Source organism: Bradyrhizobium sp. Rc2d, assembly GCF_900099855.1.
Taxonomy (GTDB): domain Bacteria; phylum Pseudomonadota; class Alphaproteobacteria; order Rhizobiales; family Xanthobacteraceae; genus Bradyrhizobium.
On record NZ_FNCU01000005.1, the window covers coordinates 93,303 to 119,348 of the forward strand.

A 26,046-nucleotide genomic window follows, 5' to 3' on the forward strand; every position below is an offset into this window, starting at 1 on the left:
CTAGTGAACCATCGCAGGGATGCGTTGCCCCGCGCGATCGAAACAGAGCGGATGCAGCAGGTGCAGTTCGACCTCCTGGCCGGACTGAAGCGGCCGGCGCGGATCCGCAAGCGTCACCAGCATCTCGCCCTTGTAGTCCAGGTGAACGTAATTCTGCTCGCCGAGGTGCTCGACGCGGTGCACGCGGCCGACCATCCGTCCGCCATTGCGCGGGACAATTTGCAGATGCTCGGTTCGGATACCGACGGTCTCCGTCCCCGGCGGCACCAGCACGTCTGACAACAGACGGGCCGGAAGGAAGTTGATCTGAGGCGTGCCGAGGCGCGAGGCGACATAGCTCGAGGAAGGGCTTTCGTAGATCTCCCGCGGCGTACCGCACTGAAGGAGCTGGCCGTCCCTGATCACGCCGATCCGGGAGGCCATCGTCATGGCCTCGACCTGATCGTGGGTCACGTACAGAATGGTCGCGCCAAGCTCGAGCTGGATCCGCTTGAGCTCGAGACGGAGCTCCGCACGGAGCTTCGCATCCAGCGATGAGAGCGGCTCGTCCATCAGGTAGATCGAGGGATCGCGAACCAGCGCGCGGCCGATCGCCACCCGCTGCATTTCGCCGCCGGACAGGCGGGTTGCACGGTTGTTCAGCTTGCTTGCGATGTGCAACAGCTCCGCAGTCCGTTCGACGCGCTTGCGGATGATCGGCTCCGGCACGCGCCGTGCGGGAGAGCGCAACGGAAAAGCCAGATTGTCATAGACCGTGAGGTGCGGATACAGTGAATATTGCTGGAACACGAAGGCGATATCGCGTGATCCCGGCGGATCACGCGTCACGTCGCGGCCGTCGATCATGACCGAGCCGGCGTCGGGGGTCTCGAGCCCCGTGATCAGCCGCAACGTCGTGGTTTTGCCAGCGCCGCTCGGCCCGAGCAGGACCAGGAACTCTCCATCGTTCACCGCCAGCGAAAGCTCGCGGACCGCCTCGGCCGCGCCGAAACGCTTGCTAATGTTGCGCAACGCGACGTCAGCCATGGCGCGCACTCCCCTCATTGGCGGTTCGAACAGCGAGGCCGCTGGCGACATCGAACAGCGCCAGCCGCTCGGAGTGGAATTCAAGACCCACCGTCTCGCCGATCCGCACCGACGCGCTGGAGGGCAGCCGCGCCGCGAGGCGTCCGTGCGGCGTGTCGACGGTGACGATCTGCGTGGTGCCGAGATATTCGGCACCGAACACCTCGCCGCGGACGGGTGCGGCGTCGGCAAAGCGGATGTGCTCGGGACGTATCCCGAGCACCAGCGGTGCGCTCGCACGATCCTCGCCGATCTCAGGGACCTCGACGCTGACGCTATGAAAGGCGACAGCCCGATCGCCGGACCGCAGGCCGCTTTCAAACCGCAGGAAATTCATCGGCGGCGAGCCGATGAAATCGGCCACGAACATGCTGGCGGGCCGGTCATAGACCTCTTGCGGCGAGCCGATCTGCTCTACCCGTCCCTTGTTCATGACCGCGATCTGATCCGCCATCGACATCGCTTCGAGCTGGTCGTGCGTCACGTAGACGGTGGTCGCGCCGATGCGGTCGTGCAGGTCGCGAAGCTCGCCGCACATCAGATGCCGAAACTCGGCGTCAAGCGCCCCGAGCGGCTCGTCCATCAGGAAGGCCTTTGGCCGCCGCACCATTGCCCGTCCGAGCGCAACGCGCTGCCGGTCGCCGCCCGACAGCTTTGACGTCTTGCTCGACAAGAGATGCTCGATCCGCAGCAGCCGCGCGGTTTCCTGCACCCGCTCGCGAATCTCGCGCCGCCCCATGCCCTGGCACTTCAGGGGAAAGCCAATATTGCCCGCTACATTCATGTGTGGATAGAGCGCAAAGAGCTGGAAGACGAAGGCGATATCGCGGGCGGCGGCGCGGCGGAAGGTCACGTCCTCGCCGTCGAGCAGGATCTTGCCCTCGGTTGGCAGCTCGAGGCCAGCGATCATGCGCAGCGTGGTTGTCTTGCCGCAGCCGGAGGGCCCGAGCATCGCGAAAAAGGTGCCGTCGTCGATGGTGAAGTTCGAGCCTTCAACGGCTGTGAACTGATCGAACGACTTGCGCAGGTTTTCGACGCGGATTTGTGCCATGGCTGCCGCCCTATTCCGGAAAATGGCTGACGATGACGTAGCCAACCGTGCCGGCGAGGATGGTCGCGAAGGAATAGCTGTACAGATCGATCGACCACGGCTGCACCAGCATGACGATGCCGCCCCCGATCAGGGTCATCGCGCCGGCCTCCCAAGGCCCACGAAGGAACCAGCGAGACATTCCGCTTTTGGCAACCGCAGAACCGCTCATTTGCGCACAGCTCCGAAGGTGATGCCGCGCAACAAGTGCTTGCGCAACAACACGGTGAACAGGACGATCGGCACGACGAACAGTGTGGTCGCGGCAGCAACCGCCGGCCAGTCCTGCCCGCCCTCGCCGATGATGAAGGGAATGAAGGGCGGCATGGTCTGTGCCTCGCCGCTCGTCAGGAGAACCGCGAAGGCGTACTCGTTCCACGAGAAGATCAGGCAGAAAATCGCGGTTGCCGCGATCCCCGTGACGGCCTGCGGCAATACGACCTTGCGCAGGGCCTGGAGCCGCGTGTAGCCGTCGACGAGGGCGGCCTCCTCGTATTCGCGCGGGATCTCGTCGATGAACCCCTTGAGCAGCCAGACCGCGAGCGAGACGTTCACGGCGGTATAGAGCAGGATCATTCCGAGCCTGGTGTCGGTGAGGTTGAGCTGCCGGTACATCAGATAGATCGGGATCGCCACGGCAACGGGCGGCATCATGCGCGTCGACAGGATGAAGAACAGGAGATCGTCCGCTAGGGGAATGCGGAAGCGCGAGAAGGCGTAGGCTGCGAGCGTGCCGAGAAAGACGGCCAGGAAGGTCGAGCCGAACCCGATGATCAACGAGTTGACGAAGCGCGGCACGACCTTCGACGGTCCGGCAATGACCATGTCGCGCTGGCGCACGAGCTTGTCGTACCACGTCTCCGGCGGCGGCAGCTTGGCGATGAAATCCGGCGTCTGGCGGGTACGCACAGTAAAGAGGTTCACGTAACCCTCGAGGGTCGGCTGGAAGATCACCTTCGGCGGATAGGCGATGGCGTCACTCTGCGACTTGAATGCGGTGGCGACGATCCAGAGCAGCGGCAGGATCGTGATCACGGCGTAGAGGATCACGAGGCCACCGGCCACGGCCTTCGCGCGCGGCGAGGCCTCCACGATGGAGTGAGCGGTGGACTTGGTGAGGACAGCGGTCATCGTTGCTTCACCTTGTTGAGCGCTTTGACGTAGATGTTGGCGGCACCGAACACGGTCACGAACAGGATGATGGCGAGCGCGGAGGAATACCCGGTGCGCCATTTCTCGAACGCGGCGCGCTTCAGCGTGATCGACACGAGCTCGGTGGTCGAGCCCGGGCCTCCGGACGTCAACAGATTGACCATGTCGAACATCTTGAAGTTCTCGATCGCGCGGAACAGCACGGCGAGCATCAGGAACGGCACCGTCATCGGCAGCGTGATCGACCAGAACTGCCGCCAGGCCGAGGCGCGATCGACTTCGGCCGCCTCATAGATGTAGTCGGGAATGGAGCGAAGCCCGGCGAGGCAGATCAACATGACGTAGGGAGCCCACATCCAGGTGTCGACCAGCACGATGGTCCAGGGTGCGAGCGAGACCTGCCCGGTCATGCTGAACGAGCTCGGCGGCACACCCGTGAACAGGCTGATCAGGTAGTTGAACGGACCGATCTGCGGCTGCAACAGCAACGTCCAAAAGTTGCCCACCACCGCCGGCGACAGCATCATCGGCAGCAGGATGATCGTGGTCCAGAAGCTGTGGCCGCGGAACTGGCGGTTGATCAGCAGCGCGAGGCCAAACCCGATGATCACCTGCAGCGTCACTGACCAGATCACGAATTGCGCCGTGGTCTGCAGCCTTAACCAGACGTCCTCGTCGCCGAGAATGTCGGTGAAATTGTCGAGCCCGACGAACCGCAGCGGCAGATAGGACATGCTGAGGTTGAGGCTGGTGAAGGACAGCCGGATCATCCAGATCAGCGGAAAGATATTGATCGCGAGCAGCAGCGCGATCGTCGGCGCAACGAACAGCCAGGCGATGGCACGGTCGGACAGGCCGCGCACGCGGCGCGGCGCGCGGGACCTCGCGGACTCGCTCATGCCGGCGATCACGGCATTATCGGGTTGAGAGATCGTGGTCATCTTGTCCACCGGCTGGCTGGGCGGCTTCCCCGGGACGCACCCCGGGGAAGCCTGTTCGGTTGACACGAGCGGGTTACTGCGAGGCGACCTGCTTGCCCTGCTCCTTGAAGACCTTGGTCCAGTCCTTGACCAGGAGATCGAGCGCCTGTTGCGCCGTGCCCTTGTCGGCGACGACGTAGTCGTGCACGCGCTTCTGCATGTCGAGCAGCAGTTGCGCGTAAGATGGCTCGGCCCAGAAGTCCTTGACGATGCCCATCGACTCCAGGAATTGCGGAGCGAATGCCGCGCTCTTCGGGAAGTCGGGCGCGTCGACCACCGCCTTCAGGGCCGAGTAGCCGCCGAGCTGCCACCATTTCTGCTGCACGGCGGGCTGCGCGAACCACTTGATGTAGGCGAGTGCGTCGTCCTTGTGGTCGGAGGTCGCCACCACCGAGATTCCCTGTCCGCCGAGCTGAGTGAAGTGCCCGTTGGGGCCGGCCGGATTGACGAAGAAGCCGATCTTGTCGCCGCCGACATTCGGATCCTTGTACAGGCCGGGGAAGAAGGCGAACCAGTTCATCTGCATGGCCACCTGGCCAGACTTGAAGGCGTCAAGCCCCTCCTGCATGTAGGCGTTGGTCATGCCGGGCGCAGTGCAACACTTGTAGAGCTCCTTGTAGAACTCGAGTCCCTTGGCCGCCTCGGCCGAGTTGACGACGCCCTGCATCTGATACGGCTTCTTCGGATTGTCGTAGCTGAATCCGTAATTGTAGAGCACGTTGGTCACGCCCATGGTGATGCCTTCTGAGCCGCGCTCGGTGAAGATGTAGGCGCCGTAGACCTTCTTGCCGTCGATCTCGCGGCCCTGGAAGAACTCCGCGACCTGCTTCAGCTCGTCGTAGGTCTTGGGGGGTACCAGGTCGCGGCCGTACTTGGCCTTGAAGGCTGACTGAATTTCGGGCCGCGAGAACCAGTCCTTGCGATAGGTCCAACCGACCGCGTCGGCCATCGCCGGCAGCGCCCAGTAGTTCGGGGAGTTCTTCGGCCACTGCGAATAACCCACGACCGTCGCCGGGACGAAGTCGTCCATCGATATCTTCTCCTTGGCGAAGAAGTCGTTGAGCTTGACGTACCACTTGTTCTCGGCGGCCCCGCCGATCCACTGGCTGTCGCCGATGATCAGATCGCAGAGCTTGCCGTGGGAGTTGAGCTCGTTGAGGAAGCGATCCGCATAGCTCGTCCAGGGGACGAACTCGTATTTCATCTCGATGCCGGATTGCTTGGTGAAGTCCTTGCCCAATTCGACCAGCGCGTTGGCCGGATCCCATGCCGCCCAGCACAGAGTGAGCTGCTTGCTTTGAGCCACGGCTTCACTGCTGCCGAGCACCCCGAGCGACGCGGCCGCAAGGACCGCGGATGCGACTGTACCGCTTAGCCGTTTCAATCTTGGCATATCCGTTTCCTCTCTATCGTTGAAGCACCTAACCCGCTCAGCGCGTGCCTTGCCGGAACGACGCCAAGACCCTGAAACCGAGTTGATGAGCGATGATGAAGAGCGAGACGTTACCGCCTCCGGACAACGAGTCCGGATGGCTGAAGCTCCTCCCACACATCGGCTCGATGCGCAATGTTTATCGTTTTTATAATACTAAACGTAGTACTAAATTCGCGAGGGCGTCAAGCGGGTTTCTTTGACAGCGGGTGAAAAACCTACTCGGACGTGCAATGCATCTGCTGCAGTGCACTCGGAAATAAGAGATATTATAGGAATTGCAGACTTGAGGCCCTGGACGCCAGCCGCCATCAACTCGTCTCGCTTCGGCTTGGTCTCGACGGGCAGCCTTGTTTAGCAAATAGTTTTACTGAACGTTCAATGCGAACTCGTGAAAGCGCGATTGGCTCTTGCCGGAGGTCCTGCTCACACCGAACGGCCGCTTTGCGCGCCAAAGAGCCGTCGAATAAGACCGCCAATTCCAGAGCGCGCCATTGGCACGGGAGTCAGCTCCCGCAAGGCAAAGACCTTCGTTGCAGCATTTCGCAGAGAACAGTTCGGGCCGGCAGGCTCCGACCGCTACCGTCAGGAGTGCGAGGTCATAGAAGATCGTAGTTTGGCGTAGAAAATCGTGGCCCTTGGTAGCGGGGGAGCGCTACCAACCCACACTGACAGTGCAAGAGCTTTCGTTCTTAGTTGGATCAGCGGAGCTGCGCGAAGGCGCGGTGAAAGAGTGATGCTTTCCAACTCCGACAACTGAGAACTGCTCGTCAACGCTCGCCTGTCCTCCTGCCCTCGGGAAAATTTGCGGTCATGCACGTGCACCAACCCAAGGCTCTGCCCCGATTCAGAAGGGATGCTCACACTGGCTGTGATGAGATTTTTCTTGATCTCCCGGTGCACACGTCGTGCACACGACGCCACCTAACCGATTGAAAAACTTGAACTCTCGCTCCAGTCCATCATGGGCCAATTTCAGCTAACAACGGCCAAGAACAGCGTGGCCAAGCAAATTTGGGCCGCTTTGCGCCAAAACCTGCCGGAGCTCGAAGCTAAGCTTTGCCCCCAGCCCTTCTGTACGATCCAACGCGCTGCGATACTCCATTAGTGAAGACGCAATGGCTTTTGGACTTCTAACCGTTGCCACAGTCACACGTTCGTATCGTGTCGGGCTCGCCAGTTCTTCTTGCTTTCTAAGCGTTCGACCAAGACCTCCTTCGGGGTTGAGCAGCGGAAATAGACTTGGGTTATGTTCGGCCTCCTTCAGTGGGACGACCGGCCCAGCCAGCCGCTGCATCTTCAGATTTTGGGACCTGTAAGCTGTCAGACAGACACACCTTCCTGCGCTTCAAGACAACATGAGTTGCGCTGGCGGCACGTTGCTCGGATTCAGTCAATGGGAAGGTGACAAGGAAGGAAGACCCTTCGGCGGCGCAAGATGCATGAATGCGGCCACCCAAACTGCTGGCCAACCCGCCGACGATCGCTAGCCCGCGACCGCGCACCACGAGATCAGATGCGGAGCCATTGTCAGAGACCGAGCACTTTGCGACGTTACCCGTAAGCCGCAACTTCACTCTCGCTTCCGGATGTCTATCGTCGAACCGAGCATGTCGTGCCACATTGGTGAGCAGCTCGGATACGATCAACCCAAGCTTCCAGCAGCGTTCGCCCTCAAGCCGCAAATCATCCGCCGAACACAAGAGACGTATCAGCCGATACTTCGTTAGAAGGAAGCAAAGATGCTGCAGGTACCTTGCGGCGTCGGTCAGGTGCCCAGGATCTGGCATGCGTAGTGCCTTGTGAACATCAGCGCAACCATGCAGGAGCTCTACCACATCGAGGAGCGCAGCCTTCTGATCCAGATTGGCTCCATCGATGAAGAGCGCTCTTCGTCCTGTCATGCCTCTTGCTTCCGCGGCGATCTGAGCCGCCTGCTTCTTCGCGCCAACGTGCGCAGTAGCTCCTAATGATCTCCCGAGAGCCGAGGCAATACTTGGAATTGGTGGAACGGCGGCGGTGACGAAAGCGTCCACTCCAGCGTAGTCGCGCCGGGTCCCCACGGGTTGCCCGCTGCCGTCTCTTTCCGAACGAAGGCATACACCATGGTCACGAAGAACGTGATCAGACCGGCGGCGGAGAGATAGGACCCGATGGAGGCGATCTGATTCAGGCCGCCGAATGCGTCCGGATAGTCTGCTATTCGTCGCGGCATTCCCGACAATCCGAGGAAATGCATCGGGAAAAACGCAATGTTGACGCCGACAAACGTCAGCCAGAAGTGCAGTTTGCCAAGGGTTTCCGAAAACATGTATCCGGTCATTTTCGGAAACCAATAATACCAGCCTGCAAAAATTGCGAACACGGCACCAAGCGACAGCACGTAATGGAAATGCGCAACGACGTAGTAGGTGTCCTGCAGCGATCGGTCGATGCCCGGATTGGCAAGCACAACACCGGTGACTCCTCCGATCGTGAACACGAAGATAAATCCGACCGCCCACAGCATCGGCGTCCTAAAGGTTATCGAGCCGCCCCACATCGTCGCTATCCAGGAAAAGATCTTGATGCCCGTCGGCACTGCGATAACCATGCTGGCCAAGGCGAAATACGCCTGCGCGCTGCTAGACATGCCGACGGTGTACATATGATGGGCCCAGACGAGGAATCCGATGACCCCAATCGCGAGCAGCGCATAGACCATCCCCAGATAGCCGAAGATCGGCTTGCGGCTGAACGTGGCAACGACATGGCTCACGATGCCGAAACCCGGCAGGATCATGATGTAGACCTCGGGATGACCGAAGAACCAGAACAGATGCTGATACAGGATCGGGTCTCCGCCGCCTTCGGGCGCGAAGAACGTCGTTCCGAAATTGCGGTCGGTGAGAAGCATGGTAATGGCGCCGGCCAGTACAGGCAGAGACAGCAGCAGAAGGAAAGCCGTGACGAGGACCGACCAGACGAACAGCGGCATCTTATGCATCGTCATGCCGGGCGCTCGCATATTGAAGATCGTCGTGATGAAGTTGATCGAGCCGAGAATCGACGACGCACCCGCGAGATGCATCGACAGGATCACGAAATCGACTGCCGGTCCCGGATGACCAGCGGTCGACAACGGGGCGTAGAGCGTCCACCCGGTGCCGGCGCCATCCGATCCAGGCGCGCCTTCGACGAACACCGAAATGATGAGCAGAGCAAACGACGCCGGCAGCAGCCAGAATGAAATGTTGTTCATGCGCGGAAACGCCATGTCCGGCGCCCCGATCATGAGCGGCACCATCCAGTTGCCGAATCCGCCCATCATCGCAGGCATCAGCGTGAAGAAAATCATGATCAGGCCGTGGCCTGTCACGAATACGTTGTAGACATGCGGGTCCGTGAAGATCTGCAGACCGGTGTGCTGCAATTCCATCCGAATCAAAACCGAGAAGGTTCCGCCGATGAGACCTGCACATATGGCGAGCACGAAGTACATCGTGCCGATATCTTTGTGGTTAGTCGAATAGAGAAACCGACGCCAGCCGCCCGGATGTGCCTGCCCCCCATCGTGCGCGTCACCGACTGTCGACATGGTTGTCATCGTCAATTCCGATCAAGCATTGGAACGCTAGACCTGCTTGCCTCGCGACCTTCAAAGCAAGTGGTTGCATCTATCTTCCATCAGAGAACCCGAGCGGCAATCGATTTTAATTGCAGCTTAAATGCATGATTCTTGATCGTTCAAAATTCGCGTCCTTCTTCCAGGCCGACGCCAGAGACGTTGCGGACCACGGTCCAATTGGCTGTGTCAATCATCGATGACGCTTGTGGCTCTCCGGCGAATGAAGACTTGAGCCAAAGGAGCGGGACCAACCCCTTTGCCGGCAGCGAAACGGCATGGCCGCTCCGGACCAAGCGAGCCATCGCGCCCGCCGCTCGTCTCATCCGCCTACGATCGCCCAGAAGGCCTCGAGTATCTGGGGACCGCCACCGGATACATCTCGTGGACCTTCCGGAATTCGCGCGCGATCTCTTCATAACCAGCTGCGTCGAGGAAGTCGCAGATCACCGTTTCGGCGCTGCCGTGCACGTTGCAGCCGTCGTTGCTCCGTTGCAGCGATTTCAGTTTATTGATGGCTTGCTGCTTGATGACGGTGTGCTCGACTTTCGGTTTGGGCAGAACCGGCATTTCAACATACTCCCCGTCCAGCATGGCACGAAACTGTCTTCCCGCGGCACGCCTTCACATCGGATCGGTCTTCCTCGATACGTTCGTTCCGTCGGCAGGCCGATGTCTCAAAGCCCGAGATATGCACGTCGGACTTCTGGATCGTCGATGAGCTGCTCGGCGGACCCGCTGCGAGCGATATGTCCGGTTTCCATGACGTAACCTCGGTCGGCAACCGACAGAGCCAGATTGACGTCCTGTTCGACCAACAGAACTGTCACGCCCTCGCTGCGGATCGCCACCAGCGCATCGATCAACTGCTCCACGACCACGGGTGCCAGTCCCAAGCTCATCTCGTCGATCATCAAGAGGATCGGAGCGGCCATCAATCCGCGGGCCATCGCGCACATCTGCTGTTCGCCTCCCGACAAGCTGCCGGCAAGCTGACGCCGGCGCTCCGCCAGGCGCGGAAATAGAGAGTACATTCTGTCCAGGTCTCGGCGTATTGCAGACTTGTCCGCGCGTACGAACGCGCCCATCAACAGATTGTCCCGTACGCTCATGCGGCCGAAGAGCTGACGACCTTCAGGAACCTGCACGAGGCCGGCTCTAAAGGCACCGTCGGACGTCATCGGCAAGAGGTTCCGGGAATTTAAGGTCATGCTGCCCTGGCAGGGAAGCACGCGCGACAGCGCGCGCAGCAAAGTGGTTTTGCCTGCTCCGTTGCTGCCGACCAGTGCCACGACCTCGGCCGGGTAGATCTTCAGGGTTACGTCCTGCAAGACCGGCATTTCGCCGTAGCCCGCACTTACTCCGCGCACGTCAAGCAGCGGGACCGTCTTGGCTGCCGGGTCCAATTTCATGCCCGCCTCTTGCCGAGATAGGCCTCGACGACCGTTTGGTTCGACAGGACGCGGCCCGGATCGCCCTCGGCGATCTTCACGCCATGATTCAGCACCAGCAGCCGATCCGACAGACTCCTGATGGCCTTGATGACGTGCTCGATGACAAGGACGCTGATCCCCTCATTGCGAACTTTGCGGATCACTTCGATCACGTCTTCGATCTCGACCTGATTGAGGCCCGCCATGACCTCGTCGCACAGAAGAACCTTCGGCTTCATTGCCAACGCCTTTGCCAGCTCGAGCCGCTTGCGGCCCGGCCCCCCCAATTCGTCGGCCCGCTGATCGATATTTTTGGCCAGTCCGACGAAATCGAGCTGAGCGCGGGCCTGCTCGCGGGCTCTCGCCATTTGGACCTGTCCGCCTCCCCGTCCGAACAGTGCCCCCACGGCGACGTTGTCCAGAACCGATAAACCGGGAAAGGGACGCATGATCTGGAAGGTGCGGCCTATGCCCAGTCTCGCACGGCGATATGCAGGCAAGCGGACAATGGACCTTCCTTCGAAGAGGATGTCGCCGGAGCTGGGAGCCAGCGTTCCGCTTATTAGGCTGACCAGCGTGGATTTGCCTGCACCGTTCGGACCGATCAGGCCGAGGATCTCGCCACGCAGCAGCATGAAGCTGACGTCGTCGACGGCGACCAAGCCCTCAAAGCGCCGGGTGACGTGGCTGATTTCGAGCATCGCCGTCATAGCTGATGGCTCCGAATATTTTCGGCGAAGTAGCGCCAGCCCGTGCTGCGAAAGCGCCGCAGCACGTCGGCCAGGCCGCGCGGCATCAAGACGACCGCGACGACGACGATAACGCCGAAGAACAGGCCCGCGAGACTGGTGATCTCGCTCGACAGAAGCTCGGAGACCGCCGAAAGCGAAAGCGCCCCGACGACGGGGCCGAAAACCGTCCCGGGTCCGCCAAATACCGCCATGATGATCATCTTGACGTTCAGGCCGATATCGAATGCGCTTTCCGGGTCGATGAACGTAACCCAATAGGCGTGAATGCCGCCCGCCAGCGCACTGAATACGCCCGAGATGGCGAAAGCCACGGTTTTGTAGAGGGTCGTATTGACACCCATCACCGCCGCGCCTTCCTCGTTTTCGCGGATAGCGATCAATCCAAAGCCGAAGCGGCTGCGTGTCAGCCAGTAGACGGTCAGCGTCGCGAGCACGAGCAGGAGCAGCGACAACTCGTAAAACAGCGGGTCGTTGTTGAGGGGCGGCAAGACGAGTCCGACGTTCCGCCCGGCCAGTTTCACGTTGGAAACGATCGCGGCCATGACCTGGGCGAGCGCCAGCGTCGCAATCGCGAAGTAGTGCCCCCTCAACCGCAGCACCGGCATCCCGATGAGCACGGCAAACACGACCGCAAGCGCCGCGCCGAACAAGAGGCCGACCCAGAAAGGCAATTGCCACTGCGCCATCGCGATGGCCACGCCGTAGCTGCCGAGCCCGTAGAAAACCGAATTGCCGAAGGAGGCATAGCCCGCATAGCCCCCAATGACGTTCCAGCCCTGCGCCAGAACGGCCAGAAGCAGGGCATTGATGCCGAACTGGATGAGCACGTCCGAACCGAACCACGGCACCGCCGCCAGGACGGCAAGCGCGGCCAGAAGTAGCATGGTGCGTGCCGTCTTCATGCCGCTTTACCGAGCAGACCGTTGGGGCGCACGATCAGCACCAACACCAGCACGCCGAAGCTTGCCACGTCGGAGAAGGTCGATCCGATATAGAGCGCGGTCAGGGACTCCAGGATTCCCAGGAACAAGCCGCCGACGATCACGCCGAGCGGATTGTCCAATCCGCCGATGATCGAGATGGCAAAGGATTTGGCCGTCAGCGCCGCGCCGATATACGGGTTGATTTGCGACACCGTTCCGTAGAGGCCTCCGGCGGCCCCAGCCAGCGCAATCCCGATTCCAAACGTCATGGCGTAGAGGTGCCGGGGCTCGACGCCGTAGAGCCGGGCCGCGACCAGATTTTGCGCGGTGGCGCGGATCGCACGTCCGAGCCGTGTGCGCAGCAAGAACAGCCACATGCCGACCGTCAACACGATTGCAATGCCGAACGCCAGAAGACGCGACACCGGCAGCACCACCGTTCCCAAGGCGATGCTGTTACCGGCAGAGGACGGGTTGATGGCGCGAAAGTCGTCTGAAAACGCCAACTGAGCCAGGTAGGTGAGCACGACCTCGATCCCGAAGGTCACAAGCAGAGTGTTAAACATCGGGGCCCTGACGATCAGGTTCAAAAGGCCTCGCTGCACGCCGTATCCCACCGCGAACATCACCACGGCGGTCAGCGGCAGCCCCATAAACGGGTCGATGCCAACATAAGTGTACAGGTACCAGGACACATAGCCGCCGAGCATGATGAACGCGCCATGCGCAAGGTTGACGATATTGAGCACGCCCCAGACCAGGGCGAGACCGAGCGCCATCGCGGCGTACAGACCGCCCAGGAGCATTCCGTTGACAAGAACTTGCGCAAGCAGGTCCACATCTTCCTCTTCTCAGTCGAAGGCTTCGCAGTGTGCCTAGCGCACGTCCCAGGCCGGCATGGGATATTTCGGCGGCGCGATCTTGCCATTGCCGCCGTAAATCGCGACCAAGCGGTCGCCCTGAACTTGAATGACCGTCTGGGGCAGATCGATCTGGCCGTTCTCATTGAATGCAACCGGACCATACAGGCTTTCGAACTTCACTTTCGAGAGCGCGTCGCGCACCTTCGCGGGATCCGTCGAGCCTGCAATTTCCGCGGCCTGCACCAGGGCTTCCACGTCGGCGACGCCCGAGGCGGCATGATAATCGGGGTAGTAGCCGAACTTCGCCTTGTAGACGGCCGCGAACTGCGCGGCATCGCCAAACCAGCGGTCCTTCAGGTCTGCCGAAGGCAGCCAGGCCGTCATGCCGAAGGCGTAATCGGCATCCTTGCCCAGCGCCTTGCGGAAATCCTCGCTGGGAACGCCCACAGTGAAGGAATACATCTTCGGAGCGACCGCTAGGCTCTTCGCCTGTCGCACGAAATTCAGGATCTCGGTTTCATGACCGGCGACCAGCACCGCATCGATGTTCTTGCTTTTGATCTGCGACAGAAGCGAACTGAAGTCGGTGGCGTTCGTGCTGTATCGCTCGTCCATGACCATCGTCAGACCCGCCTCCTTCAATTTTGGTCGAGTCCCCTCCGCCACCGAAACGTCGAAGGCATCGTCCGCGTACAGCAGCGCGACCGATTTGGGCGCGGGATCGAGCCCCTTCAACATCTCGATTGTCGAGCCAAAATAGTTGCTGGCCGGCGCCAGCGTCCCGAAGATGTACTTGAAGCCGCGCGAGAAGATCTGGTCGGACGCGCCGCCCCCCTGCACCATTGGAATCCTGTATTTTTCGGACACGGCCGAATCCGCAAGCGCGAAATTGCTCGCAAACGGCCCCAGCAGGAAATCGACCTTGTCCTGCGAAACCAACTGCGTGTACTGACGCACACTCAAGTTCACGTCGGACTGATTGTCGTAGAGCTTGAGCGCGAGCTTGTACGATTCATTGCCGATCTTGACGCCGCCCGCGGCATTAACGCGATCGACCGCGAGCTGATAAGCGTCGCGATAGTAGCGGCCGGTATTGGCGACGGGTCCCGTCAGCTGTACCGACGCTCCCAAGACGATCTCCTTTGCAAGGACCTCGCCCGACGGCATCGAGACGGCTGCCACAAACAGCAGGAGAGCCGACAGAGGAGAGATTTTGAACACGGAGTTCATGCTTTCCTCCTCGCCTTTGGTTGCGGTATCGGCGCGACGCTGCTCGCCGTCTGCTGGGGCTTTATGGCGATGAGAACGCTGCAGGGTGGTTGATGCAAGATCGACTCGCCCACCGATCCGTTCAACCAGCGCGCAAGGGTCCCTTGATCTCGATGCCCCACAACAATCAACTTGGCGCCTATTTCCCGGGCAGACTGCACTATCTGTTCGGCTGGCCTTCCATACCGGATCTCGCTGGTCGCGATGCATCCAGCGCGCTGGAAACGCTTGACGCCTTCGTCGAGCACCTTCTGCATCACAAACCGCTGACTCTCGGGGATATAAGTCATCGCTTCCCCGATGAGCATGCTTTCGGCAGCGTCGACAATCGCCAGAAGATGAACCGTCGCACCGCACCTTGATGCCAACGTCTCGGCCTGCGCCAGTGCCTCGCGGCCATCGGGCGAGCCGTCGAAAGCCAGCAAGATTTTCTTATACATGTGAGGTTTCCTTTCCATACTTGTGCGCGGCCAGAAGCGACACGCCTGACCGCCGAGGCAACCGGCAATCTTGGCCCTATAGACGGCGCGAGCGGCGGGCGCCTCATCGACACGTTCAAGCTGCTGGAGCAAGGATGGCCGATAGCCATTGAGCCTTCAGGACAGTGTCGACACCATCGACCGTCGAAGGCCCGCCGAAGCGTTTTTAAAAGAGCACTTACTGAAGTTTGCGTCATCTCGGCATTCCTCTGCAGCACGCGGTCGGCGCCAACGATCTGCACGATCAAGCCGTAATCAACGTATGTCTGGGATCAAGTTTGACAAACGAAAAGTATCAACACTTGATATCGGTTTTGTTGCTGCGGGGTCTCGCATGGCAACAACGCACAATCCGAGAATGCTCTAAGACGTGACATGTGACGATGCGACAAGGGTGTCGACGCTGTCCGTTTGAACAGCCACCTGCATCGAACTTGCATTGAACTGTCAACGAATTTCGTTTGCGTCGTTCAACCACGGATGAATACAGTTCTCTCAAGCACACAACAAAGCGGCTCAGGTCCGCCCAAGGAGGTTTCGATGTCGCGAGACGTAGTACGCCAGCTTGCCCATCGTCGTGAGCTTCTCACCGTCGGCGCCGCTATCGCCGGTCTTCTGCCTCTCTCCAACAGCGCGTTCGCGGCCGGCAGGCGCTCGCGCTTCAACAAGGGAAAACGCGAACCGACAAGACTTCCGAGACGGCGGCCACGCTTCGCGATCTTTGGATCGGACACATTTTCTGGGTAAGAGCCGTCTCGCTCGCGACGATCGAAAAGCAGGGAGCGATCGCAAAAACGGCAGAACGACAAGCCGTTGCCAACGCTCAATCCATCGCCGCGGCCATCGAGCCATTCTACGGCGCAGCGGCCAAGGACGCCTTCTTCAAGCTCCTTGCGGGGCACTATGGTGCCGTAAAAGCCTATCTTGCAGCGACGGTCGCAGGCGACGCCACCAGGCAAGGCGCGGTAACTCAGTCTCTGACTTCGAACGCTGAGGAGATTGCAAACTTTCTGAGCAAGGCAAACCCATATCTGCAGAAGGATGCAGTGAACGGCCTGCTCCAGGCCCACGGTAGTCATCACATCCAGCAGATCCAGCAATTGACCGATCACCAGTACGACGCCGAGGCTCAAACCTGGGAAGAGATGAAGACTCACATCTATCAGATCGCAGATGCCACCGCCGACGCTCTGGCAAAGCAATTTGCTGAGAAGTTCTCCTGACCTTCGACGCAGACAACGAGCACGGAGAAGCACTGCTCGTTGCCGCGATCCATTCTTGCCGGCACGAGGGGCAATGATATCAGAACTGGCCAAAAAGACGGGCCGAGCCCCGCGAGCTCGGCCCGAACGAGACGGCGTTCAATCGCATGTGAAGCGCGACCTCGACAGCACGGACGTCATGCGCGGCCATGCGACGCTGCAATTGTGTCGCAGGGAACAGAACCCTTCATGAACTGGACTGACTGCGCGATACATGCCGATCGGCACGGGCTGACGATCTTGCCGAACTCGCTGTCGACCGGAGGACAGTCACGCTGCTCGGCTCGCCGCTTGCTGAACACCAGTCGACCGAGTGGCCTTCCGACAATCCTATCAAGGCTGCTCCCAGGGGACTCAATACCGAAACCGCGTTCGGTTGTATCGACGTTTTCGTCGGGCATGACGAGGACGACCTGCCTTGCCGTGCCGGTAACATTATCGCGCACGTCCACGTGCGAGTTGACTGCTACGACGTTCTTTGGAAGCTCGTCATCAGGGACGATTTTCGCCCGAGATATCTCCCGTAGCACGTTCGACGCGGACGACGCCACACGGCTGTTCGTCAGCGCGGCGATGGCGATGGCGTACAGCCTGTCTCGGTCCGCCTCTGAAAGCATGACTGGAGGAAGTGCAATCGGATCGCAGTCGGGCGTATTCATTGCGGACTCCTGGTGTCGAACGTCGCTATTTTCGCTAACGGCTCGCTCAACACAAGCGAAGAACATTGCGCGTCACGATCAAGAAAATTGATCTATCCTCCTGAATCTGACGCTTGAGCGTCGCCTCCGATGTGTTCAACGATTCAAGTGCCGCCACCGTGAACTCCGGCGCCGCGCGAGAGTTGACGACTGACCGCCCGATCAGGGCTAGACGATATCGTTCACCAGAGGGCCCCATGGAAAACGAACTGTTGTCTGAGACAATTCTTGATCAAACTCCCGATGCCGTCATCTACGCAGACCGATCGGGTGATATCGCGCGATGGAATCGCGCTTCGGTGGCCATGTTCGGCTTCTCCTCGGAAGAGGCCCTCGGACAACGTCTCGATCTGATCATTCCAGAGCATCTGCGCGCTCCGCACTGGCGGGGCTTCGACGCAGCTATGTCAACCGGCGTAATGAAGCTGCAAGGTCGCCCGACTTTGACGCGAGCCCTGCATAAGCGGACGTAGGCTCTACGTCGAGATGACCTTTGCCCTCGTGAAGGGCGACGACGACGACGTGCTTGGCTCGGTCGCCATGACCCGCGACGTCACCGAACGCATCGAGCGAGAGCGTTCTGCCGCACGCACGACCTGACTTCGGCCGTCATAGCCGATCGCATCTTCGCTTCACAAGATCAGGAAGGAGCGACATGCGCCTGGCGCAAGCGCACCCTCGCGCTCCCACAAGCCAACAACATTCTTGATGCAAACTTGCAATACTTTTCGCTTGTAGATCTCGGCCGAATGGCCGGTACTGATGCGCGGCAGCCCCAGACATCGATGGCCCAATGAGCCAAGGACTGCAGACCCTTCTCGTTCTCGCAGGGAAACGACATCATGCGGAAAGCCCGGTTACCCCAACAGACAAACGCAGACGTCACGATCCGGCAGTTTGCGCCTTCTCCTCTCAAGGCGAATGCGCTCGACTCCAGCTACTTTGGCTATTGGTCCAAAGAGGAGATACTGAGCTTTCTCAAGCAGTTGCTTGACGGCGAACACATCGGCCTGACCGCATACGCGGCGATCGGTCGTGCGGCCTGCACCCATCTTGCAGACATGGCCTTGGAGGCCGAAATGGGCCAGGGAGCGATTTGCATCCTGCTCAGAAAGGAGATTGCCGCGAGAGGCGGGACCGGCATGCTTCGCGCAAAGGCGGCGGACGCCATTCCCAATATCGATTGCAGCCTCCGAAGCCGAATAAGATTCGCAAGCCGCAATCAGGCCATGCTGGCCGACATGATCGAGGATGCCGTCGTGGATATCTTCGATTCCAAACTGAATGCGAAGCTCATCTACTTGCTGCTGCTACACCGCAAACAAGTCGAGCAGCTTGAAGCCATCGCCGCATAGCCCGCGTAGGGCCAGCAGGTCTTTCGTGTCGCGCGACACATGCAAAAACGAAGGGAGATTGTCGTGACCGCCAGAGATTCTTTTGCACAGCGGGAGAAGAGAGAGATCGACCGTCAACTGAATCGGGAGCTAGAGGACACATTTCCGGCAAGCGATCCCCCAAGATTACCCGCTTTTGCGCGAAATCGCGTGTCGCCACGGACGATACATGGCGGGGCGCCCGTTTGCCCAAGTTGCGACTGAAGCACCGATCAATCTTGTGATGTTCAATCAAACTCCGCCGACGGCGCGCGGGACGCCTCAGCGCCGATGAAGCAATGAGGTCATGGGAGGATATCATGGCCGGACCATGCGGTCTCGACTCTCAATACGATGCATTCCTGTTTGCCTCGATATGCGAGACAGACCAGAACAACTTGAGCGTCTTGTCACTACTCGCACGCCAGGACGTCGATCCCTGGCAGGAGGCGGCTCGCCTAACCAACCTTTCAAAGGCTCAGGCGATACAAAGCTTTGCCGCGACGATTTCACAATCGAAGAGCGAGCAATGGTCTTCGTCGGAGGCAATCGTGCTGGCTGGTCGCTTGATCGATCTATTGCCGTCGCATGGCCGTCCCTCATCGGCCGCGCCCTGGGCAGAGGATGGGATCGGTGGATTGACGGTGTGGGTGGTCGTCGGGGCGCTATTCATCTCGATCGCCATTTTGGGAAACAACGTGCGGAATTCGACCAGGGATTCCGGCGAGCCGATCAACGTCGTCAGCAAGACTGCACAGGCGAATACGGTCGCACGATCATCGAGTAGAATCGGAACAGATTAGATCGTCGCTCGGAATCGAGCGGACCGCTCGAGAGAAGGGAGAGGCATCGATGGGAAGCAAGATTGTCGCGGAGAACATCAAGTTGAAGCGCGCATACGATGATGTTCACTCCGGTGACGGCACGCGAATCCTGGTAGACCGTCTTTGGCCCCGCGGTGTCAGGAAAGTGGACGCCGCGATCGACCTGTGGGCCAAGGATATTGCGCCAAGCACCGGGCTGCGGAAGTGGTTCGGGCACAATCCCGATCGTTGGCCCGAGTTCCGCCGCCGTTACTCGGAAGAGATGCGCCAGCACCGCGAGCGGCTTGACGAGCTGCGCGCCCTTGCCCAACGGGGGCGTATTACGCTCGTTTTCGCAGCGCGTGATGCTGCTCACAACGATGCCGTCGTTCTTAGGGAGTTCTTGCTCGGCCGGAGCACCTCCGAGGCGTCTTAGTCTCGCTCGCATTCAAACGGTAACCGAACACGATGCGAGACTTTACTATCTCCTGATTAGCAAGGTTTTCTCGCGATCTCGATGGATCAAAGCCAAGTTCGCGCGGCGGATATCTAAAAACACACCTAATCGCAGCGCCCGCCCGCCCGTATCGGTGCGTTCAGTAGTCTCCCACAATTAAGAACCGCTATGCCTGCGCCGTCCTCATGGCCCAGCACCGCCGCCGGCAGTGGGAATTCAAGTGAGCCGCCGGGCGCGCCGCTTTCGAGTGGGGCGCCCGCGGTGATGCCGACATTCGCGCGCGCCAATGCTGCCGCATAGTTCACGCCTTGTCACATCGGCCGGCGAATCTTGCTTTTCGCCGGAGTGCTGATTGTCGGCCACATGGTCGGAAGCTAACACCTCGACCGCGTGCTCGCATCGGGCGCCGCGATCCGTTCGCACACGCTTTGCACACACGACGCCGATCACATTGATCATCCTCGTTGGGCGCCAGCCGTCTGCGCGGAGAGAATGGGGAATAACCGTCAGGGCGCCAATGATCCGTGGCCGCGGAAGCCACGCGGCCGGACCGTTCTGGCCTACCTGCTTCCCCTAGCTGGAGCAGGGCGCGTGATTTTCGGCGGATCGCTCGCGGGGAATGTTTGTTCCAGCTGCCTGTCCAATTCCTCATCCAATTCCCGCCTCTCGCGCTGTTCTCGGGTCTCGATTTCTCTTGTCACGACTAATCTCTCCTATCTCGGCGGGCATCGAAGCCCGCTGACCTGTTCTCCGCGACCGCGCTGAATGCGCGGCTTGGCGAATGGATTTCCTGCGGCTACCCTCTCGCGAGGTCATCGTCCACGACGTGGACGATGTGCAATCGTGCTTTGCTGGGTTTGTGCGAGCATGCCCGCCTGCCGCAAGGCACGACTCGAGCTAGTGGAAACGTCTGTCGCTCCAACAATATTCATTTCAACATCCTCGGGGGGCTGTAACCGCAAAGACGAGGCCCCCTGCTTCACTGCGGAACCAGATTGGGGGCTTCGGACATCCCGGGCGCGAGCACGCGATGCGGCGCACGCCCGGTTCACGAGCGGATTTGTCGATACCCCGAGCTGCGAGGAGAGTGATTGGAAACTCGATCAAACATGATTGCTCTCATGTATGCTCCAAAGACGCGATCCCAAGGCAGCTGCGGACTTTTGCCGCACAGTCACACTTCTGCGAACTCGATTCAGGCGACCATCATCAGTCGGCGTCAGGCCAGGAGGGGTTGGTGGTGCACCGGGGTTCGACAAAAGGAAATGCTGAGGCTGCGCGCTCGGTAGCCACGTCTGTGCCTCATGGGCGTTAAGCTGCTTGCGTGCGCTCAGACTTCGCCACTACAAGCACACTGCATGGCAGCTGAGGCAAGGTCGATCCATCTGCCAGGCCATTCAAGTAGCGGGCGAGCGCTCCTTGATCCCGGCGACCGACGATAATCAGATCCGCGCCTATCTCAACGGCGGCGAGCATTATCTGTTCTGCCGGCCTCCCATAGTTCAGCTTGCCTGCTGCGGCGCACCCGGTGCCCGTGAGCTGCCTCACAGCCTCGTCGAGCAGTGCCCGCGTTTCAACTCCCTGATTCACGAAAAACGATGCCCCTCCCTCGAAGGTGAGCACTTGCTCGGACGAGTCAACGATCGCAACGAGATGAACTGTCGAACCGCACGCGGCTGCCACATTCTGGGCATGAACCAGTGCGTCGCGGCCATGCGGTGATCCATCAAAAGCCAGGAGAATCCTTCTGTACATCAGAGTCCTTGGTTTGACATCCGTTGAAGCTCGGAACATCGACGGCCCCGCAATGGTTCCTCGGATGCATGGTCTGTCGGCATTTTTCCCGCTCCTGGCCCGCGGACCAAGCTGATGTCAACCTACACGTCGATCAACATTTGACAAACGAAAACCATCATCGGTTGATGCCGATTGGCCGAATGAAAATGGCGCTAGAATTCTTCAGTCTAAACGACCATAGGCGCACGACTTGCCGGCTGTTGCACCTAGCATTCTTGTCGATGAGAACTGACAACATTTTTCGTTTGCAAGACTAGCACAATGGACGACAACTCAGGAGGCCCCATGGGGACGCCGCACGCGGACGATCGAAACGGATGCAATGCCTCTGCCGCTCGAAAATTTCGCCAAGCATGCTATGGGCACCCCCGCGCTCACAGCGCCCCAACTGACATTGCTCCTTTTGGCAATTATTGTCTGCCTGGGGATTGCCCTCGTGTGGACCCTTTGGGGGATCGAGCACGAGGCGAATCCGAGACACGATAGACATCGGTCGGATTAGGTATACCCAATCGCAACCCTGCAACGAGCTGATTGGATCAAAGGGGGCGCGATGGCATCCATCGCGCCCACGTTCTCTCTTCGGCGCCCGACTAGTCTTCGCGGCCGACCTTGAGCACGGTGAGCTCGCGCCTTTCGCCGGTTCTGGTGCGGAACGAAATCGTCTGATTGACCGAAAGTCCCAGAAGTGCGGCGCCGACCGGCGTCAGCACGGACACACGTCGGCGTGCAATATCGGCATCAAGCGGATAAACTAGAACTATTTCTTCAACCTTTCCGGTCTGTTCATCCCGAAATTTCACCTTGCTGCCGAAACTGACGATATCGGGACGCAGTTTGTCTGCCGGGAGGACATGCGCCCGCTCGAGTTCCTCCCGAAGATATTCGCATACCTCGGCCATCGGCCCGCTTGCCATCGACGAGAGCGCCGATAGTCTGGTGAAATGATCAGCATCAATGGCAATCGGCGGTCTCATCTCAGCTACTCTGTCGCGCTGCATTTCCCACTCCTCAAGTCTTATCGAGCGATCCAGCTCTCTGCCAACACATCCGCTCCTAGGCCGCCTGAGGGCCGTCGTCATCGGGCTCCGGAGAGCTAGTGGAAGCCCGACCGGCGCTGCGGCAGGATTTTGCCGGAAACAACACGGGTGCTCCCGCCGGCGCCAGGACGCTTTCGACAATGACGGAATGAAGCCCTCCCTCGATACTGAAGAACTTCATACGCTGCCCAACGCTCATTCCGAGAAGGGCAGCACCAAGCGGTGAGAGAACCGATAGTTCCACCAGCCCGTTTCTAAGATCGTGCGGGCACACCAGGATTTTGCTTTCGGACTGCCGACCACCATCGACCCTGTAGGTCACCCACTCGTTGAGACACACGGCACCGTCCGGTACCTGGTTGGTTTCGAACACGACGGCTCGGCGAATCTCTGACATCAAGAAGCTGCCTACCGGATGACGTTCTTTCACGGCATCATCGGCCAAGCGTTCAAGGCGCGCATGGTCTCGTCGCGGTATTACAATCGAAGGCAAGCGCTCGGTGGTATCGACTCCGATGTTTGACATTGCACTACTCCTCAGTCTTCATGAGTGGGTAAGACGCCTTCGTCCACCTCTTGGCGCTCAGAAGAGGCCAGACATATGGTTCGCATCCTACGGGTGAGATCGATCAGATTATTCGCGTGCTGCCCCAGCGCGCCGAGCTGATTTCGATAATACGCGTCTGAAACCTCGATCGCCTCCATTCCAGTTTTGGCGCCTGCAAGTCGGGCAAGATATGCAAATGACTGCAGCGTGTTGTTACCGGCCAGTTGCACGGTTTTGCGACTATGGTCCGCAATGGTCGCAACTGCGTCATTCGCGGCGTTTATGTACAATCGCCCGAACTCTCTCGCCTCTGTCATCGCTTGACTCCTTCGGTGTTAGCTCGATATTGCGTCCAGTTGCCGGTCGCCAACTGAGCAAGCTTCGTATCGCGGCGCACCTTCGCCGACAGGCTCATGTCAAACGAGCGCGCGGCGCGTGCTACGCAACTCGTGACAGAGCAGGAAAGATTGTTGTAAAAATAGTTATGCCCGGACAACCATTAAGGCTGCCGGGTCACCTGCCAATTTGCAGGTGGCCCTCGACGCAATATTGTTGATCGAGCGCAATGATAATCATGCCCACATACTTGGCGCGACGGTCCGCTAAATCAAGATACTCCGTTTGTCCGCGCCGTTTTGTCGCGAACCGCTTCGTACCTCCGTACTTAGACACCTTCCGATCTCCGCGGAATTGAACCGCGATGAGATACGGGCTTGAATTCCCATCGCGGATCAAGTTGGTCCTGCGCGTGAAGCCCAGGCTGGAATCAACAACCAACGAGGTAGCTCTCGCCTGACATCTCAGACAGCAAAGCGCGGATTCGTGATCTGGATAGCGCATCATTCGGAGAACGCAGAGGACCCCACGGTCGTGCGGTCACGTTGGCCCTGCGGCAATTGCACGGCGCGCTTTGTAGCTCTTATCGTTGCGACTTTTGCCACGCTGCCGCATTGGATCTGTGTCGCTCAGCCCAGCATTTTCATTGCATCGAACGGTCAAATAAACTCGTTTGTCGTTGAGGGCGGCCGATGGGAAGATGCTGCTCTCCGGGAGAAGAGTACCATGACCGACGCTGGACAGAGACGTCCTGACCGACCGTCCATAGTTCTGACGAGAATGGACCGACAAAAGCTGCTCAGGCTGCTTCAAGACTTGCCGACGACGAGCGTCGATACCGATTGCCTTCTTCGAGAGGAGATTGATCGCGCCGATATGATTTCAGACACCGCCGCATGGTGTTCGGCCGTCAGACTCGGATGCGAGGTGAAGTTCGTCGAGCTTGGAACCTCACATCTTTGTCGCGGTCGTCTCGTTCTTCCGGACGAAACCAGAACCGCTCACTGCATCTCGGTTCTAAGTCCGATTGGCACCGCCCTCATTGGACTTGGACCTGGGCAGTCAATTCATTGGACCGAGCGTGGTAGGGAACGAAGCCTCGCGGTGCTTGAAGTGCGAGCGAGCGACGTATCACCGCCGACCTAATCGGCGGCACAGCGCGTCCATGCACGGTGGCGGTCTTGGTGACCGTCGGCATTAGCGTTTCGCCAATGCTGACGCGATTGCACGTGCTCTTGCTGAACGAGTCGACACGCTTTCCTGTCGAGCTACTTCCCGACGCTTGCAGCCTTGCGAAGCGCGACGAGTGCCGCCTCCAACGCCGCGGCATCAACATTTGTCGCGTGTGTGGCGTAAACGGGGAATGAGAACCGAGGCGCGCCAGGAACCAGGTGAAGTGAGCCCTCGGCAAGATATGACTGAACCGCATGCATTCGGAAGTACCCGGAACCTCCCTCCATGAGGATATAGCTCAGCGCAAGCGGACCGAGATTTGTTACGAGACTCGGCACGGTTTCCGGAAAGCTCACTGCATGATGAAGAGCGAACTCAGAACCCCATTCGACGTGAACATATCGAGGATCGTTCTCGTGATACTTCGCGAGATCGGTTGTCACGAGAACGAGTTCTTCCTCCATGACCAGATCGACCTCCAACCCTGGTCGATGTTGGGGAGCGTACATGATCGCGATATCTACAAGCCCGGCAGCAACGTGCGTAATCAAATCCTGAGGAACGTCGACGTGAACGCGAAGCGCAATGTCCGGGTGTGATCGCCTCAACGCCCTGACCCACTCGATTAAAAGCGGCCGCCATAAGCTGACTTCGCTTCCAATCGTCAAGACAGCGCTGTGTCCTTCCGGCACTGCCACTTGCTGTTTGGCGCGCTGCCACAATTGCACGAAAGTCGGTGCGAAACGAAGGAACTGTTCGCCAGCCGGGGTAAGGCTCGCACCGCCCTTGTTTCTAACGAACAGCGGGCGCCCGAGCTGCTGCTCGAGGAGGCGCACACGTGCGCTGACCGTGGTCTGCGCGACATGCAAACGGTCGGCAGCTTTGATGAAACTACCGGTTGACACAATCTCGATGAAAGTTCTGGCGAGTTCGATATCCATCGTTTCCATAGCATAATTGATGCAGCAAAATGTCAATTCAATTCGTTTATTTGCTTGTTCGTACGATGGGCGGGAATTGACCTACGGCCAAGCCAGTCCTCATGGTCTGCCTGGCCGACACAACGGATTGGCCATGCAACGGGGAAACCACTGAGCTGGCGCGCGACGTAATGGCAGGCAAGCGCCGCCGCAAGGAAAGGCCGTCCCGATCCCAAGCAGATCAAGATCGAGTCCGACCGCATCTTCTTGCCAGAGGACGGCTGGATCCCGATCGCGATCCATCGACCGATCGCCGGCAAGATCAAGAACGTCACCGTGTCGACCATCACCGGCGGATGGTTCGTGTCGGCGCAAACGGCGCTGGAGGCTATCATTCCGGCCAACTCGCGCCCCGCGGTCGGGATCGACATCGGAGGCGTCCAGTCGACGGCTCTCTCCGGCGGGACAGTGCTCGGCATCGCGCGGCCAGCGCAAACCGAACTGCGCGGCTGGAGGCGCCTCTCGGACCATCCATCGCGCCAGGAACCACGGGTGGTCGTAATCTAGAACCTGAGGTCAAGCAGATGGCGAAGAAAAG

The 26,046-nt window shown here is 59.6% G+C and carries 28 protein-coding genes; 6 read left to right on the plus strand and 22 right to left on the minus strand.

Features of this window, described 5'->3' with window-relative positions; translation table 11 throughout:
- The 15 genes from BLV07_RS09810 to BLV07_RS09875 form a co-directional block, all read right to left on the minus strand.
- Nucleotides 1-1,026 carry an ABC transporter ATP-binding protein gene (locus BLV07_RS09810; RefSeq protein ID WP_091883317.1) on the minus strand — a complete coding sequence of 342 codons (1,026 nt, stop codon included), beginning with the start codon at nucleotides 1,024-1,026 and terminating at the stop codon, nucleotides 1-3.
- The gene (locus BLV07_RS09815; RefSeq protein WP_091883321.1) at nucleotides 1,019-2,116 is read right to left on the minus strand and encodes an ABC transporter ATP-binding protein; all 1,098 of its coding nucleotides are present in this window, start codon (nucleotides 2,114-2,116) and stop codon (nucleotides 1,019-1,021) included. The genes BLV07_RS09810 and BLV07_RS09815 overlap by 8 nt, the downstream gene beginning before the upstream one ends.
- A gap of 10 nt (nucleotides 2,117-2,126) precedes the next feature.
- Nucleotides 2,127-2,255, minus strand: a complete 129-nt coding sequence (locus BLV07_RS50295; protein WP_371259102.1) for a hypothetical protein — start codon at nucleotides 2,253-2,255, stop codon at nucleotides 2,127-2,129.
- 68 nt (nucleotides 2,256-2,323) lie between these two features.
- Complete coding sequence (locus BLV07_RS09825; RefSeq protein WP_091883329.1) at nucleotides 2,324-3,286, minus strand: carbohydrate ABC transporter permease; 963 nt, start codon at nucleotides 3,284-3,286, stop codon at nucleotides 2,324-2,326.
- Nucleotides 3,283-4,206, minus strand: a complete 924-nt coding sequence (locus tag BLV07_RS09830; RefSeq protein WP_176945459.1) for a carbohydrate ABC transporter permease — start codon at nucleotides 4,204-4,206, stop codon at nucleotides 3,283-3,285. The genes BLV07_RS09825 and BLV07_RS09830 overlap by 4 nt, the downstream gene beginning before the upstream one ends.
- A gap of 115 nt (nucleotides 4,207-4,321) precedes the next feature.
- Nucleotides 4,322-5,680, minus strand: a complete 1,359-nt coding sequence (locus tag BLV07_RS09835; RefSeq protein WP_091883337.1) for an ABC transporter substrate-binding protein — start codon at nucleotides 5,678-5,680, stop codon at nucleotides 4,322-4,324.
- A 1,286-nt stretch (nucleotides 5,681-6,966) separates the two neighbouring features.
- Complete coding sequence (locus BLV07_RS50300; protein ID WP_502689908.1) at nucleotides 6,967-7,623, minus strand: ATP-binding protein; 657 nt, start codon at nucleotides 7,621-7,623, stop codon at nucleotides 6,967-6,969.
- Nucleotides 7,624-7,685: 62 nt separating this feature from the next.
- Nucleotides 7,686-9,305 carry a cytochrome c oxidase subunit I gene (ctaD, locus tag BLV07_RS09840; RefSeq protein WP_091883342.1) on the minus strand — a complete coding sequence of 540 codons (1,620 nt, stop codon included), beginning with the start codon at nucleotides 9,303-9,305 and terminating at the stop codon, nucleotides 7,686-7,688.
- A 348-nt stretch (nucleotides 9,306-9,653) separates the two neighbouring features.
- Nucleotides 9,654-9,893: a hypothetical protein gene (locus BLV07_RS09845; RefSeq protein WP_091883346.1), complete on the minus strand. Its 240-nt coding sequence runs from the start codon at nucleotides 9,891-9,893 to the stop codon at nucleotides 9,654-9,656.
- A gap of 107 nt (nucleotides 9,894-10,000) precedes the next feature.
- On the minus strand, nucleotides 10,001-10,729 hold the full coding sequence (locus BLV07_RS09850; RefSeq protein WP_502689910.1) for an ABC transporter ATP-binding protein: 729 nt from the start codon (nucleotides 10,727-10,729) through the stop codon (nucleotides 10,001-10,003).
- 2 nt (nucleotides 10,730-10,731) lie between these two features.
- Complete coding sequence (locus BLV07_RS09855) at nucleotides 10,732-11,466, minus strand: ABC transporter ATP-binding protein (RefSeq protein WP_091883355.1); 735 nt, start codon at nucleotides 11,464-11,466, stop codon at nucleotides 10,732-10,734.
- On the minus strand, nucleotides 11,463-12,410 hold the full coding sequence (locus tag BLV07_RS09860) for a branched-chain amino acid ABC transporter permease (RefSeq protein WP_091883359.1): 948 nt from the start codon (nucleotides 12,408-12,410) through the stop codon (nucleotides 11,463-11,465). The genes BLV07_RS09855 and BLV07_RS09860 overlap by 4 nt, the downstream gene beginning before the upstream one ends.
- Nucleotides 12,407-13,270: a branched-chain amino acid ABC transporter permease gene (locus tag BLV07_RS09865; RefSeq protein WP_091883368.1), complete on the minus strand. Its 864-nt coding sequence runs from the start codon at nucleotides 13,268-13,270 to the stop codon at nucleotides 12,407-12,409. The genes BLV07_RS09860 and BLV07_RS09865 overlap by 4 nt, the downstream gene beginning before the upstream one ends.
- A gap of 36 nt (nucleotides 13,271-13,306) precedes the next feature.
- On the minus strand, nucleotides 13,307-14,461 hold the full coding sequence (locus BLV07_RS09870; protein WP_091883843.1) for an amino acid ABC transporter substrate-binding protein: 1,155 nt from the start codon (nucleotides 14,459-14,461) through the stop codon (nucleotides 13,307-13,309).
- Between the two features lie 59 nt (nucleotides 14,462-14,520).
- On the minus strand, nucleotides 14,521-15,003 hold the full coding sequence (locus tag BLV07_RS09875; RefSeq protein ID WP_176945446.1) for a universal stress protein: 483 nt from the start codon (nucleotides 15,001-15,003) through the stop codon (nucleotides 14,521-14,523).
- A gap of 1,085 nt (nucleotides 15,004-16,088) precedes the next feature.
- Between BLV07_RS09875 and BLV07_RS47430 the strand changes: the two genes are divergently transcribed.
- Nucleotides 16,089-16,265 carry a hypothetical protein gene (locus BLV07_RS47430; protein ID WP_176945447.1) on the plus strand — a complete coding sequence of 59 codons (177 nt, stop codon included), beginning with the start codon at nucleotides 16,089-16,091 and terminating at the stop codon, nucleotides 16,263-16,265.
- 176 nt (nucleotides 16,266-16,441) lie between these two features.
- Here BLV07_RS47430 and BLV07_RS48725 read toward each other — a convergent pair whose 3' ends face one another.
- Nucleotides 16,442-16,963: a GreA/GreB family elongation factor gene (locus BLV07_RS48725; protein ID WP_244551028.1), complete on the minus strand. Its 522-nt coding sequence runs from the start codon at nucleotides 16,961-16,963 to the stop codon at nucleotides 16,442-16,444.
- A gap of 236 nt (nucleotides 16,964-17,199) precedes the next feature.
- Here BLV07_RS48725 and BLV07_RS09885 point away from each other — a divergent pair, with 236 nt between their 5' ends.
- Nucleotides 17,200-17,475 (plus strand): PAS domain S-box protein, encoded by a 276-nt coding sequence (locus BLV07_RS09885; RefSeq protein WP_244551029.1) that lies wholly within the window; start codon nucleotides 17,200-17,202, stop codon nucleotides 17,473-17,475.
- A gap of 369 nt (nucleotides 17,476-17,844) precedes the next feature.
- Nucleotides 17,845-18,357 (plus strand): hypothetical protein, encoded by a 513-nt coding sequence (locus tag BLV07_RS09890; RefSeq protein ID WP_091883382.1) that lies wholly within the window; start codon nucleotides 17,845-17,847, stop codon nucleotides 18,355-18,357.
- A 496-nt stretch (nucleotides 18,358-18,853) separates the two neighbouring features.
- Here BLV07_RS09890 and BLV07_RS09895 read toward each other — a convergent pair whose 3' ends face one another.
- Entirely contained in the window at nucleotides 18,854-19,111 is a 258-nt protein-coding gene (locus BLV07_RS09895; protein ID WP_143035377.1) for a hypothetical protein, read from the minus strand.
- 116 nt (nucleotides 19,112-19,227) lie between these two features.
- On the opposite strand from BLV07_RS09895, the gene BLV07_RS09900 reads away from it, so the two are divergent.
- Nucleotides 19,228-19,614 (plus strand): DUF488 domain-containing protein, encoded by a 387-nt coding sequence (locus tag BLV07_RS09900; protein WP_091883389.1) that lies wholly within the window; start codon nucleotides 19,228-19,230, stop codon nucleotides 19,612-19,614.
- Between the two features lie 1,332 nt (nucleotides 19,615-20,946).
- On the opposite strand, the gene BLV07_RS50305 is transcribed toward BLV07_RS09900, so the two are convergent.
- From BLV07_RS50305 to BLV07_RS09925, 4 genes are all read right to left on the minus strand, one after another.
- Entirely contained in the window at nucleotides 20,947-21,429 is a 483-nt protein-coding gene (locus BLV07_RS50305; RefSeq protein ID WP_091883394.1) for a universal stress protein, read from the minus strand.
- A gap of 596 nt (nucleotides 21,430-22,025) precedes the next feature.
- On the minus strand, nucleotides 22,026-22,433 hold the full coding sequence (gene rnk, locus BLV07_RS09915) for a nucleoside diphosphate kinase regulator (protein WP_244551031.1): 408 nt from the start codon (nucleotides 22,431-22,433) through the stop codon (nucleotides 22,026-22,028).
- 55 nt (nucleotides 22,434-22,488) lie between these two features.
- Complete coding sequence (locus BLV07_RS09920; RefSeq protein WP_091883406.1) at nucleotides 22,489-22,998, minus strand: GreA/GreB family elongation factor; 510 nt, start codon at nucleotides 22,996-22,998, stop codon at nucleotides 22,489-22,491.
- A gap of 11 nt (nucleotides 22,999-23,009) precedes the next feature.
- Complete coding sequence (locus BLV07_RS09925; protein WP_091883410.1) at nucleotides 23,010-23,336, minus strand: phasin family protein; 327 nt, start codon at nucleotides 23,334-23,336, stop codon at nucleotides 23,010-23,012.
- An 895-nt stretch (nucleotides 23,337-24,231) separates the two neighbouring features.
- On the opposite strand from BLV07_RS09925, the gene BLV07_RS48735 reads away from it, so the two are divergent.
- A complete protein-coding gene (locus tag BLV07_RS48735) occupies nucleotides 24,232-24,501 on the plus strand; it encodes a GreA/GreB family elongation factor (RefSeq protein ID WP_244551046.1) in 270 nt (89 codons plus the stop codon).
- Between the two features lie 122 nt (nucleotides 24,502-24,623).
- On the opposite strand, the gene BLV07_RS09940 is transcribed toward BLV07_RS48735, so the two are convergent.
- Nucleotides 24,624-25,469 (minus strand): LysR family transcriptional regulator, encoded by an 846-nt coding sequence (locus BLV07_RS09940; protein ID WP_091883852.1) that lies wholly within the window; start codon nucleotides 25,467-25,469, stop codon nucleotides 24,624-24,626.
- Nucleotides 25,470-25,715: 246 nt separating this feature from the next.
- Between BLV07_RS09940 and BLV07_RS09945 the strand changes: the two genes are divergently transcribed.
- Entirely contained in the window at nucleotides 25,716-26,015 is a 300-nt protein-coding gene (locus tag BLV07_RS09945) for a hypothetical protein (RefSeq protein WP_091883417.1), read from the plus strand.
- Nucleotides 26,016-26,046 lie beyond the last annotated feature (31 nt).

Excerpts from the sequence above, each read along its gene's own strand:
- BLV07_RS09875 (WP_176945446.1), bottom strand. The coding sequence starts at position 15,003 with ATGTATAAGAAAATCTTGCTGGCTTTCGACGGCTCGCCCGATGGCCGC.
- BLV07_RS09855 (WP_091883355.1), bottom strand. The coding sequence starts at position 11,466 with ATGACGGCGATGCTCGAAATCAGCCACGTCACCCGGCGCTTTGAGGGC.
- BLV07_RS48735 (WP_244551046.1), top strand. The coding sequence starts at position 24,232 with ATGATTTCAGACACCGCCGCATGGTGTTCGGCCGTCAGACTCGGATGC.
- BLV07_RS09890 (WP_091883382.1), top strand. The coding sequence starts at position 17,845 with ATGCGGAAAGCCCGGTTACCCCAACAGACAAACGCAGACGTCACGATC.
- BLV07_RS50300 (WP_502689908.1), bottom strand. The coding sequence starts at position 7,623 with ATGACAGGACGAAGAGCGCTCTTCATCGATGGAGCCAATCTGGATCAG.
- BLV07_RS09860 (WP_091883359.1), bottom strand. The coding sequence starts at position 12,410 with ATGAAGACGGCACGCACCATGCTACTTCTGGCCGCGCTTGCCGTCCTG.
- BLV07_RS09885 (WP_244551029.1), top strand. The coding sequence starts at position 17,200 with ATGGAAAACGAACTGTTGTCTGAGACAATTCTTGATCAAACTCCCGAT.
- BLV07_RS09830 (WP_176945459.1), bottom strand. The coding sequence starts at position 4,206 with ATGAGCGAGTCCGCGAGGTCCCGCGCGCCGCGCCGCGTGCGCGGCCTG.
- BLV07_RS09900 (WP_091883389.1), top strand. The coding sequence starts at position 19,228 with ATGGGAAGCAAGATTGTCGCGGAGAACATCAAGTTGAAGCGCGCATAC.
- BLV07_RS48725 (WP_244551028.1), bottom strand. The coding sequence starts at position 16,963 with ATGAATACGCCCGACTGCGATCCGATTGCACTTCCTCCAGTCATGCTT.
- BLV07_RS09810 (WP_091883317.1), bottom strand. The coding sequence starts at position 1,026 with ATGGCTGACGTCGCGTTGCGCAACATTAGCAAGCGTTTCGGCGCGGCC.
- BLV07_RS09845 (WP_091883346.1), bottom strand. The coding sequence starts at position 9,893 with ATGCCGGTTCTGCCCAAACCGAAAGTCGAGCACACCGTCATCAAGCAG.
- rnk (WP_244551031.1), bottom strand. The coding sequence starts at position 22,433 with ATGCAGCGCGACAGAGTAGCTGAGATGAGACCGCCGATTGCCATTGAT.
- BLV07_RS09815 (WP_091883321.1), bottom strand. The coding sequence starts at position 2,116 with ATGGCACAAATCCGCGTCGAAAACCTGCGCAAGTCGTTCGATCAGTTC.
- BLV07_RS50305 (WP_091883394.1), bottom strand. The coding sequence starts at position 21,429 with ATGTTCCGAGCTTCAACGGATGTCAAACCAAGGACTCTGATGTACAGA.
- BLV07_RS50295 (WP_371259102.1), bottom strand. The coding sequence starts at position 2,255 with ATGACCCTGATCGGGGGCGGCATCGTCATGCTGGTGCAGCCGTGGTCG.
- BLV07_RS09920 (WP_091883406.1), bottom strand. The coding sequence starts at position 22,998 with ATGTCAAACATCGGAGTCGATACCACCGAGCGCTTGCCTTCGATTGTA.
- BLV07_RS09940 (WP_091883852.1), bottom strand. The coding sequence starts at position 25,469 with ATGGATATCGAACTCGCCAGAACTTTCATCGAGATTGTGTCAACCGGT.
- BLV07_RS09825 (WP_091883329.1), bottom strand. The coding sequence starts at position 3,286 with ATGACCGCTGTCCTCACCAAGTCCACCGCTCACTCCATCGTGGAGGCC.
- BLV07_RS09870 (WP_091883843.1), bottom strand. The coding sequence starts at position 14,461 with ATGCCGTCGGGCGAGGTCCTTGCAAAGGAGATCGTCTTGGGAGCGTCG.
- ctaD (WP_091883342.1), bottom strand. The coding sequence starts at position 9,305 with ATGACAACCATGTCGACAGTCGGTGACGCGCACGATGGGGGGCAGGCA.
- BLV07_RS09925 (WP_091883410.1), bottom strand. The coding sequence starts at position 23,336 with ATGACAGAGGCGAGAGAGTTCGGGCGATTGTACATAAACGCCGCGAAT.
- BLV07_RS09835 (WP_091883337.1), bottom strand. The coding sequence starts at position 5,680 with ATGCCAAGATTGAAACGGCTAAGCGGTACAGTCGCATCCGCGGTCCTT.